The organism is Mastigocoleus testarum BC008 (genome assembly GCF_001456025.1).
Classification (GTDB): Bacteria; Cyanobacteriota; Cyanobacteriia; order Cyanobacteriales; family Nostocaceae; genus Mastigocoleus; species Mastigocoleus testarum.
Genome location: NZ_LMTZ01000165.1, coordinates 38,760 through 49,179, shown reverse-complemented (window position 1 = coordinate 49,179; position 10,420 = coordinate 38,760). Strand labels below are relative to the sequence as shown.

The window sequence follows — 10,420 nt, the reverse complement described above, 5'->3', positions numbered from 1 at the left end:
ACAAGCTATTTGCTCAAAAAACTTCGGGAACATATATAACGGTTTAGACACAAATCCTAATCCGTTTAAAATCATTGCTTTGACAACATGTCCTGCACTGACTTTTTCTCCTGGTTTTGACCCTAATAAATCATTAATTATTTCTACTAATCCAATGGAATCTACGATTCCTGCTACTATCCCTAAATGGTCTATATTTTGTATTTCAACATCTTTTATATCAAACATAAAAACAGAATTTTACAACACAATTCTGTTTAAATTCTCACATTATTATTTCGAGCAAAAATATTTTCTTACTTTTTTAAGAATCTTTTTAGCCTCATCAAAGACTTCAACTCAAAATACTTTTTGATAGATCCCAAATTTAATGAGATAACTTCCCATTAGTCTCATGAATATCTAAGTCTTGTTTAATAAATATGTACTAAAAAATCTCATCCCCTTGGTGTGTGACAGTTAGGGTGCGGAAGATGGGATCAAAATTATTCACTCAGAATACAAGCGTATTCTAAGTTTTTTCATCAGTAGCTAATTCGAGCAATTAAAAGCGTGACTGGGAAATTTGCCGCATCTTAGTCAAAGCTCTTACCAATGTCTCCTGTTTTTGTATTGAACGTTGTAAATGATTTGTTTGCTTGTGTAAATCTTGTTGTAGCTGATATTCGTGAATTGCAAAGGAAAATTGTTTACCTACCTCATTCGCCAGTTGAATTTCTTCTGTAGACCATTGAGAAATTGGTGTTTTGTTGTACTCTCGCCATGCATTAAGTGACTGACGTGGATATAATTGTCGTTGATCTGAGTCAAACTCTCCAGCCCAAACAGTTTCCTCTTCAACTTTGTTCCGAAAAATACTTAAATATCCTAATAATTTTTGACGGTGATGTAGTGGAATCATTAAGATGCTACGAACTTTAGAACCTTGAAAAGCAACTTGTAGGAAACGCAACCCATGTACTTGATAAATATCTGAAATTGCCCAAATATCATCATAGTTGCCAAACTTATAACGTTCTTGCCAAATACTATATTGCTCCATCAATTTATATTTTGCTAGTTCCGGCATTACAGGTTGTTTCCCGTAGGTATAAACCTTGAGATAATTACTAGAACTCAAGCAGCTTATAAAATCTTCAGGATAGTTACTTTGCTTTTTTTCCCTAATACAAAGTCTTCCACCAGAACCACCGAATGCAACAATAGCCTGTGCTAAAGCTGGCTGTAGCTCTACAGTAGACAAGGAATGTAGCAAGGTTACAATGTGCCTGAGACTACTGTCTCGGGCAGCTTTCTCTGGCATTTGAGATAGTAAGTTACTTTGGACGATCGCGATTGATATTTGATCGACAAGCATCTGCACCAATTCCAAATCTGACTCTGAAATTACACGCGGTTGACTATGATGACAGGCTAACAAGCCCCAGAGTTTTTCGTCATGTATAATGGGCAATACAAGAGAAGATTTAACTCCTATGGCTGTTAAATATTCCAAATGACATGGATCTACAGGACGATAGCGAATCTCTTCAGGGACTATCTCTGTTGTTTCCAAATCATAAACGGCACTTTGAGCGATTTCTTTTGTGTCAACATTTACGATGGAACGTACTCTTACTTTGACATACAATTCACGAGTTTCTGCTGGAATCTCATCTCCCGGAAAATGTAACCCTAGCATAGCCGGTAAACAATTATCGTCTACAGACTCTGCAATGACTTGACCACTACCATCTGGGTTGAACTTACAAACTTTTACCCGATCCATTCCCAGAAACGAACGTAAATCCGCTGCTGCTGCGGTCAAAATAACTTGTAATTCTAAATTTTGGCGGATGTATTTTGTTATTCTGCGTAGTACATCTGTTTGCTTGATATTTTGTTGCATTTGTTATTCCTTGCTAAGGATCGCGATTTTTGGAACTCAAAATTTAGAAATTTATGACCTGATAATTCATGGCTTGAAGTTTATAACCTAAAAATTCATGACTCATAATTCACGATCTATAATTCACGACTTTATAATTCATGACCTATAATTAATCACCTATAATTCATGACCTATAAACTTGTGCTTCGGTAATTTCTAGAGGGTAAAATCAGGTTAATTCATGGTCAAATTCTTGTGTTTCACATACTTCCCAGAAATCACATAATTTCCAAAATTTATATAATTTCTAAAATTCGTATAATTTCTAGAAATATTGAAGCTTTTTATACTTACTTGCATTCGGTTGTATTAGTCTTATTAATGCCACGTGAAACCAGTAGCAAGCTTTGTACAAGAATACCTCAATCGCTGTACTTAACTGTGGAAAACCTATAGATAATACGGAATTTTCCGAGAAAAATAGGTGTCTTGCCGAGATATATAAATTTAGGGTACACACTACAAAAACATGTAATCAACAGGAAATAACAAAGCATTTCATGGGCATTTTTGATGCATATTTATGCAACTTAAACTACCTGGCAAAAAAGTTTAGGTTCTTGATGAACCATTTGAACATTTAAGGATAAATTAACTTCTTATGATTCCTGGAAATAAAAGTTTTTAGATAAATAGTTTACAAAAATTTACAAATCTATACTTAAATAAAATATTTTTTCCTTTTATGCCTGTTTGAGGATTAATTGTAACTTTAGCTAATTAAATTTTTACATTTAATACATGATTTTTATTTATGTTAAGTATAATGATATGCTGTCGATCTGAAATAAAAAGAAATTTAACTCTTTTGAAGAGTTCGAGATATCAGTTATCAAGACAGAGATTTAATACTTTTTGAGCGTAAGCGCGACAGCATACCGGAGTAGGTCATATTCTGATTTTTGACTTCTCCTTATGTGTTGTTCCTAAGCCAAAAGCCCAGTGATGGAAACTGGGCGTTGATAATGAGGTATGTCCTCTATGGCAAGTGATAGAAGTTATCTATAATATGTTCGTGTTTGCTCTAAATATAACTACATCTGCTCTGTATCGATTTCGGAAAATCAAGAATTATCACTCAAAACAGAAATTCGATCTGCAAATTTTTCTAAATTCTCCTTGCGCCACTTAGCATCAGCCTTACGATTTGTTGGTACTTCCAAAATTCTAATTCCTTTAGTTGGTAAAGGATTTAATCTTTGACGTAAATCTTCCCAAGAACTGATTAGCTCATGTTCTACACCATAGGTCGCACACAGCTTAGTAAAATCAATGTTTTGGGGGGTTGCAAATAATTCTTCAAATGGTGGTTCAAACTTAGCAATATCTAACATTTCAAAAATACCACCACCATTGTTGTTAATTAATACAATTGTCAGATGTCCAATAAACTTGTTGCTGAACAAAAAACCGTTAGTATCGTGGAGTAAAGCCAAATCCCCCGTTAACATCACGCTACTTTGCTGAGCATGGGATATTCCCAGAGCGGTGGATAATGTACCATCAATACCATTGGCTCCACGGTTAAAAAATGGTTTGATACCCAATGAATTCGGTTTCCAAAAAAATTCTACATCCCTTACCGGCATACTGTTAGCTATGAAGAGTGGGGTATGGGGTGGTAGTACTTGCGATAACAGCCAAGCAACTTTACCTTCAAATAAATCTGACTTTTGAGCCAAAGTTTTATCGATATTTTTTCTCGCTTGTATCTCTGCTGCAAGCCACATTTGTAGATATGGGTTAGTACTTGGATCTTTTGCTTGAGGTTCAGGAACCTGAATATTTTCTACTGCAGTACGTATATGAGTAGTTCTTCCATGTAATGAATCAATGTTTTGATCGCAAGGATCTATTATCCAACGTTTGGCACCATTAGATATTAACCAATTACGTAAAATTTTACTTGTCGGCATTTCGCCGATTTGAATCACTACTTCCGGTACTAGTTGCTGTGCTAATTGGCGATTCCTTAAAATCAAGTCATAGGTAGAGATAATATTTGGATTGAGGTTGCTGTGGTTTCTTACTGGAGAAAGACCTTCAGCAAGTACTGGGAAATTCAAAGAAACAGCTAATCTAGAAATCGCCTCACAATATTCTTTGGCGTTTTGTGTTTGTGAAACACCAGCAATTATTAGAACTCGTGATGTTTGCAAACCCAATGCTTGTAAAACTTTTTGACTAATAGCTATTCGCCCAGTATTACTTAATTTATTTGGATTGTTGCTAGCTAACCGATCGCTAGTAATTGGTAAATCGAGATTAAGATCTAAATGTGCAAAAAATTCTTCTGCTTGCAGTTCTTTTGTTTTTAGTTTGGAAGTGAACTCACTTAAGTCAAAAAAATCGGGTGTAGGTGCTAGAGGGTCGCGGAAAGGAAGATTTAAATGTACCGCTCCTGGAACTGGATATAAGGAACGTTCCCAAGCATGAATAATTGTTTGTCGTAAGTAAGCCAACATTCTCCAGTCAGGAGAGGGTATAGCTAATTCAGTTTGCCAGTTAGGATAATTACCGTAAAGTCGAAGTTGATTTATAGTTTGTCCAGAATGACAATCCCGTAATTCTTGCGGTCGGTCAGCAGTCAATACTAAAAGTGGTACGCGGCTTTCCTTTGCTTCAATTATGGCTGGGTAAAAATTTGCTCCTGCAGTTCCCGATGTACATACTAGAACAGTTGGTTTACCGGTGACCTTTGCTCTTCCCAAAGCAAAAAACGCAGCAGAACGTTCGTCAAGAATTGGTATAACTTCAATGTCGGGCTTTTGTTGACTAAAAGCAACTGCTAAAGGTGTGGAACGGGAACCCGGACAAATAACAGCACAGCATAGCCCCAAACGCTTTGTGGTTTCCGCTAAAACATACGCCCACAGTTCGTTTACATTTCTAAAATTAATTGTCATCAAGTTACTTTTAACAAAAAATTATCTATGTAGAAGCGTACAGGTTATTGGAAGGTTATATTTTGGCATAAAAGGGAGCAAGGAAATATTAATAGTGTTCAGACTCCAGACCCCACGCTGTTCAGTTCAAAATCTTGGTTTTTTAGTCCTATATTAATTAAAAACAACTCACAAACTAAAATGGACTGCATTCATTTAAAAGAAATCCGCGCTTATGGATACACTGGGTTTTTACCAGAAGAACAGGTATTGGGACAATGGTTTGAAGTCAACACTAGTCTTTATTTAGATATTTCAACTGCTGCTAGTACTGACGATATTAAAGATACTCTAGATTACCGAAGCGTAATTGATTTAATAAAGCATCTGATTAAAACATCCAAATTTGCTCTAGTTGAAAAGTTAGCAGTAACGATAGCTGATTCCATTCTCCAGCAGAGCGATCGCCTAACAAAGGTCGAAGTCACTTTAACTAAGGTAGCAGCACCTATCCCTGATTTTGGGGGCAAAATTAGTATCGAAGTTACTAGAAGCAGGTCAGTTAGTAATTAATTCGCCGGTCTTACAGTAAAAGTTACTTTTAGCTACCAAAATTAATGAAACAAAAATTTATACGCCTGTTTATATGTTCTTTATTACTGATAATTACCTTTGTATTTCCATTTGTACCATTAGTTAAATCAGCAACACCAACTTCCTTATCCTCCATTGAGCAATATTTAACAACGGCTAAATTTCAACAGGGAGAAGCAGCTCTTCTTACTAAGCTCTCTGAAAATCCAAACGATGATAATACACGCTTTGGATTGGGAGTAGTACAACTGATGGGTGGAACTGAAAGATTAATGCAGTCTCTGTACCGTTATGGTTTACAACAAAATGCTGTCACCCAATTCTTTCCAATTTTACGTCTTCCAGTTCCTGCCAATCCTCAACCACAGCCAGTTGCTTACCAAGATACTCGAAATATTCTGCAAAACTTACTCAACGATCTAGATAAAGTCAAAAATACTCTGGAACCAATTAAAGACGATCAAGTTAAACTACCGTTACGCATTGGTCTAACACGAATGGATTTCAATGCTGATGGAAAGTTGGAAGCAAATGAATCTTTTTGGAAAACCTTTAGTTTACTTACAGGAATACGAGCAACAGAAACAACTGCACGAAATTTTGCGATCGCATTTGATGCAGGAGATGTAGTTTGGCTCAAAGGATATTGTAATTTGCTGTCTGCAATGGTTCAGTTTGTTCTAGCTCACGATACAAGTAAATTATTTGACTCTACTGCTCATTTATTGTTTGCTAAACCACAAATTCCTTACCCATTTTTGACTAGTGAAAGGCAAGCATTTGGCTTTAGTATTGCTAATATCAGTGACTTCGTCGCATTGATTCACTTAATTAATTTTCCCGTTGTAGAACCAGAGCGCTTGACTGCTGCTTTACGAAACTTGCAAACAGTGACAGCTTTAAGTCGCCAATCCTGGAAATTGATTTTAGCTGAAACTGATAACGATCGCGAATGGTTACCCAACCCCAAACAGAAAGCAGTTATTCCCAATGCTGTAGTTACTCAACCAATGATTGATAGCTGGTTGAGTTTTCTTGATGAAGCTGACAATCTGCTTGCAGGTAAAAAGTTAATCCCATTCTGGAGAAAGCGTGAAGTTCGTGGGGTTAATTTAAATAAAGCTTTTACTGAGCCCCGTAAATTTGATTTAGTATTGTGGGTGCAGGGAACTGCTGCTGCTCCTTATTTACAGTTTGGCAAACAAACAGATGCGAGTGTTTGGCAAAGATTATTACAGGTTTTCCGAGGACAGTTTTTCCAGTTTGCGGCTTGGTTCAATTAGTACATCTCCACTATAGGAAGGCGACCAAAACCCCGGTTATCTAGAATTGGGGACACAAATTTTTTGACACTCCTCAGTCTGAAAGGCGTGAGCATTCTTCGTTCATAGATTCGGCTTGCTGAGATAGGTTTCTAACTAATGGCTGCGTGCGAAATTCTGTTTCAGAAACTGAAAAATTGAAAGCACGCAGATACGACTTTAGCAAATCTCGCTACAATTGAAGAAGTATCTCTTTGAATCAAATATTCTTGGGTTTTTAGTACTGCCAATTCAGGGTTTTTGAGTAAAAATACCTGAGGGGTAGATATTTTATTAAATCATTTTATGAGTTTTGAGCAAATTAATGCGGTTTATGTGCGCGAGTTAGGTATTGATGACATCGCCCCAGTTTTTCATTTGGGTGAAGAATTATTTACTAGCGATCTATATCCTTATTTATATCGAACTTGGGATGAGTGGGAAGTAATTGGACTTTACAATACGGATCCAGAATATTGTTTAGTTGCTGAAATTGACGAACAACTAGCAGGATTTGTTTTAGGAACGATTATTACTAAGGCTTCCTGGACTTACGGATATATTTTGTGGTTGGGAGTTAGTCCCAAGTTTCAACGTCGGAAAGTTGCAGACAAGTTAGTCGATCGAATTATTGCCCGGATGATTGAAGATGGGGCAAGATTTATGTTGGTAGATACCGACCCAGCGAATACACCTGCGGTGAAGTTTTTTAAGCGTAAAGGTTTTGGTGATGTTCGCCAACATATTGTCTTATCAATGAATTTAGGCAAGCATGAATTCTACAGCAAACTTATAGAATATGAACATCAAAAAGCCGAACGTGCAGGTTATAAGCGATCGCGTCCTGTTCGTAGCCGCAAAGCGGATACAATTACTGGTGAAGTTTCGATTCCTGTGATTGGAAATGAAAATCCTACAATTGAGGAATAATTCTCTTTATTGTCATGCTCGAACAACAGCAACAGTGGATTTTAAAACCAACAGAAAGATTACCGGAGTGGTTCCAAACAGCTGTAAAACAGTATTTATCTGCTAGTGATGGGAAGTTTGCAGCCCAGTTATTATGGCAAAGAGGAATTCGCGAACTTGCTCAGTTGGAAGCTTTCGTTAAAATCCCAAATTATAAACCTGCGAGTCCATTTGCTTTTGCACAGGAAATGGAACTGGCGATGGAACGCTTAAAAAAAGCATGGGAAGTTAAGGAAAAAATTTGTATTTGGGGAGATTTCGACGCTGACGGTATTACTTCCACTGCTGTTTTATGGGATGGTTTGGGAGAGTTTTTTTGCAAACATACCCAGTTGATTTACTACATTCCCAATCGGTTTACGGAATCCCACGGTTTAAATATTGCGGGAATAGATCGAGTTTTTGAGCAAGGTTGTCAGTTAATTATTACCTGTGATACTGGCAGCACTAATATTAGTGAAATTACTTATGCAAATCAATTAGGTATAGATGTTATAGTTACTGACCATCACACCTTACCTCCGGAACGTCCTCCAGTAAAAGCAATTATTAATCCCCGATATTTACCTGAGGAACACCCACTTTACCATCTTTCCGGGGTTGCAGTAGCTTACAAACTGGTAGAAGCACTTTACCAAACCTTACCTCAAGAGCCTCAACACCCACTATCCGACTTATTAGATTTAGTTGCTGTGGGTTTAATCGCAGACTTAGTACAGTTGAGTGGAGATTGTCGCTATCTGGCTCAAGTGGGAATTAACAAGCTGCAGCAGGATTTTAAACTGACTCCAGAAACCAGACGCAGACCGGGCGTAGGAAGATTATTAGAACTTTGTCAAAGAAATGGCGATCGCCCCACAGATATTTCTTTCGGTTTGGGTCCGCGAATTAATGCTGTGAGTAGAATTCAAGGCGATGCATCTTTTTGCGTGGAATTACTCACAAGTCGCGATCGCGATCGAGTTCAAGAGTTAGCCGAATTCACAGAGTTAGCTAATACTCGCCGTAAGTCCCTGCAAAAAGACGTTGCGAACCAAGTAACTCAAAAACTAAATCAATTAGATTTATCAACTACCAGCGTGATTGTTTTGTCCGACCCCCAATGGGCTGTGGGTGTCTTGGGTTTAGTCGCCGGACAAGTAGCACAGGAAACAGGTCGTCCGACTATTTTGTTGAGTACAGAAGCTCCAACATCTTCAGAAGAAAACGATGATTCACAAGTTTTCGCCCGTGGTTCTGCCCGCTCAATCAATGGGGTAGATTTATACAAACTAGTAAAAGACCAAGCCCACTTATTGCATCGTTTTGGCGGACATCCCTTTGCTGCAGGTTTGAGTTTAGCAGTAGAAAATATTCCTTTATTTACCGAAGCAATTAACCAACAGTTGCGTCAGACTTTAGCGGGTACTGTCCTCACCCCTACCATAGAAGTAGATTTAACAGTTAACGTCGCAGACTTAGGTAAAGAATTATTTTTCGAGTTGAAATTAATTGAACCTTGCGGAATGGGAAACCCCGTCCCTAAACTCCTAATTCAAAACTGCTGGTTTGAAAATACTTGGCATCGCAATCAACAAGATTCGCGGGGAAAGAAAGTACAATACATCAAAAGTGAATTTAATCTCAAAGACGAATCCACAAATAAACCCTTCCCTGGTGTGTGGTGGGGACATTATAAAGATGAAATTCCTCCGGGACGTTGTGATTGTTTAGTCGAACTTGATTACAACACCTATAAGAGACGTTATGAAGTCAGATTGCTTGCGGTTCGTCCTGCGCTTGACTCTGCTTTTAATATTCAACAGCGCACATCGATAATTGACTGGCGAAATCCTGAAATAGCAGAACTTCAAAAGCAAGAAGATGAAATTCTTACTAAAACCCTAGTAGTAGAAAAATGTCCCAGAAGTTGGGATGACCTACGCGCTTGGTTGCGGCGATCGCTCCACGCAGGACAACCACTAGCGATCGCATGGTCAAAACCTCAATTTCAATCGCCGAGTCAAATTTGGTTAACCTTAGTTGGAATTGCAAAATATCTCAGTCGTACCCGTGAAACAGTGACTCGGATCCAACTTTTGGAAAAACTAGATATTGGTGATTATTCTTTGCAGTTAGGTTTGAAAGCTTTACGTTTGTTAGGTTTTTCTCTTCAAAGACAAGACAGGAATTTGCAGTTTGAGCAAAAATTATCTACTAAATCCCAGGATTTGGAAACAGCAATTAATCAGTTTTTGGCTGCGATTAAGGAAGAACAGTTTCAGCAACAGTATTTTGCTGCGGTTCCCTTGTCAGCGATTCAAGTTGTTGCGTCGGAGATAAAGGGTATTGGCGATTAGGGATTAGTGGGAATTAGCTATATTTTTTTCTTAAATCTAGCAACTTGCAACAACCTCATTGAGTTCGAATTCTCGTTTTGAAATAAATTATCATTAAATCCAAAATTCTACCTTGAAATAAATGATGCTGTTGGTCAATTCTCACAGGGTTAAACCCCTCGCCCTCAAAACATTAATATTGCGTTGTTTTTATGTCCTGTAATAAATTGTGGGCTAAAATCCTAAGTCAGTTCCAAGGGACTGAAATCCAGAAAATTAATACAATTTAGAACTGATGGGTCAGACCCCTTTTTAATTCGCCAACAGCATCATAAATTTCCAGGCTCATATACTAAGTACCTTAAAACGCACTCTTAGCATAGCGTGTCCGCAGGACATAAACCCTTACCTAGTCTGATTTAT

7 protein-coding genes are annotated in these 10,420 nt (G+C 37.7%); 4 read left to right on the top strand and 3 right to left on the bottom strand.

Annotated features, from left to right (window positions below):
* The 3 genes from BC008_RS44360 to menD form a co-directional block, all read right to left on the bottom strand.
* A partial coding sequence (locus tag BC008_RS44360) for a DUF4277 domain-containing protein (RefSeq protein WP_153009509.1) occupies positions 1–228 on the bottom strand: 228 nt, incomplete at its 3' end.
* Between the two features lie 316 nt (positions 229–544).
* Positions 545–1,888, bottom strand: a complete 1,344-nt coding sequence (locus BC008_RS44355; protein WP_058184824.1) for a GAF domain-containing protein — start codon at positions 1,886–1,888, stop codon at positions 545–547.
* 1,106 nt (positions 1,889–2,994) lie between these two features.
* Entirely contained in the window at positions 2,995–4,836 is a 1,842-nt protein-coding gene (gene menD, locus BC008_RS44350; protein ID WP_027845576.1) for a 2-succinyl-5-enolpyruvyl-6-hydroxy-3-cyclohexene-1-carboxylic-acid synthase, read from the bottom strand.
* A gap of 180 nt (positions 4,837–5,016) precedes the next feature.
* Between menD and folB the strand changes: the two genes are divergently transcribed.
* The 4 genes from folB (at position 5,017) to recJ (ending at position 10,018) form a co-directional block, all read left to right on the top strand.
* Positions 5,017–5,388 (top strand): dihydroneopterin aldolase, encoded by a 372-nt coding sequence (folB, locus tag BC008_RS44345; RefSeq protein ID WP_027845575.1) that lies wholly within the window; start codon positions 5,017–5,019, stop codon positions 5,386–5,388.
* Between the two features lie 44 nt (positions 5,389–5,432).
* Positions 5,433–6,692 (top strand): hypothetical protein, encoded by a 1,260-nt coding sequence (locus BC008_RS44340; RefSeq protein ID WP_235596024.1) that lies wholly within the window; start codon positions 5,433–5,435, stop codon positions 6,690–6,692.
* Positions 6,693–7,016: 324 nt separating this feature from the next.
* Positions 7,017–7,640, top strand: a complete 624-nt coding sequence (locus tag BC008_RS44335) for a GNAT family N-acetyltransferase (RefSeq protein ID WP_027845573.1) — start codon at positions 7,017–7,019, stop codon at positions 7,638–7,640.
* A gap of 14 nt (positions 7,641–7,654) precedes the next feature.
* Entirely contained in the window at positions 7,655–10,018 is a 2,364-nt protein-coding gene (gene recJ, locus BC008_RS44330; RefSeq protein ID WP_027845572.1) for a single-stranded-DNA-specific exonuclease RecJ, read from the top strand.
* Positions 10,019–10,420: the final 402 nt, after the last annotated feature.

Excerpts from the sequence above, each read along its gene's own strand:
- BC008_RS44355 (WP_058184824.1), bottom strand. The coding sequence starts at position 1,888 with ATGCAACAAAATATCAAGCAAACAGATGTACTACGCAGAATAACAAAA.
- menD (WP_027845576.1), bottom strand. The coding sequence starts at position 4,836 with ATGACAATTAATTTTAGAAATGTAAACGAACTGTGGGCGTATGTTTTA.
- folB (WP_027845575.1), top strand. The coding sequence starts at position 5,017 with ATGGACTGCATTCATTTAAAAGAAATCCGCGCTTATGGATACACTGGG.
- BC008_RS44340 (WP_235596024.1), top strand. The coding sequence starts at position 5,433 with ATGAAACAAAAATTTATACGCCTGTTTATATGTTCTTTATTACTGATA.
- BC008_RS44335 (WP_027845573.1), top strand. The coding sequence starts at position 7,017 with ATGAGTTTTGAGCAAATTAATGCGGTTTATGTGCGCGAGTTAGGTATT.
- recJ (WP_027845572.1), top strand. The coding sequence starts at position 7,655 with ATGCTCGAACAACAGCAACAGTGGATTTTAAAACCAACAGAAAGATTA.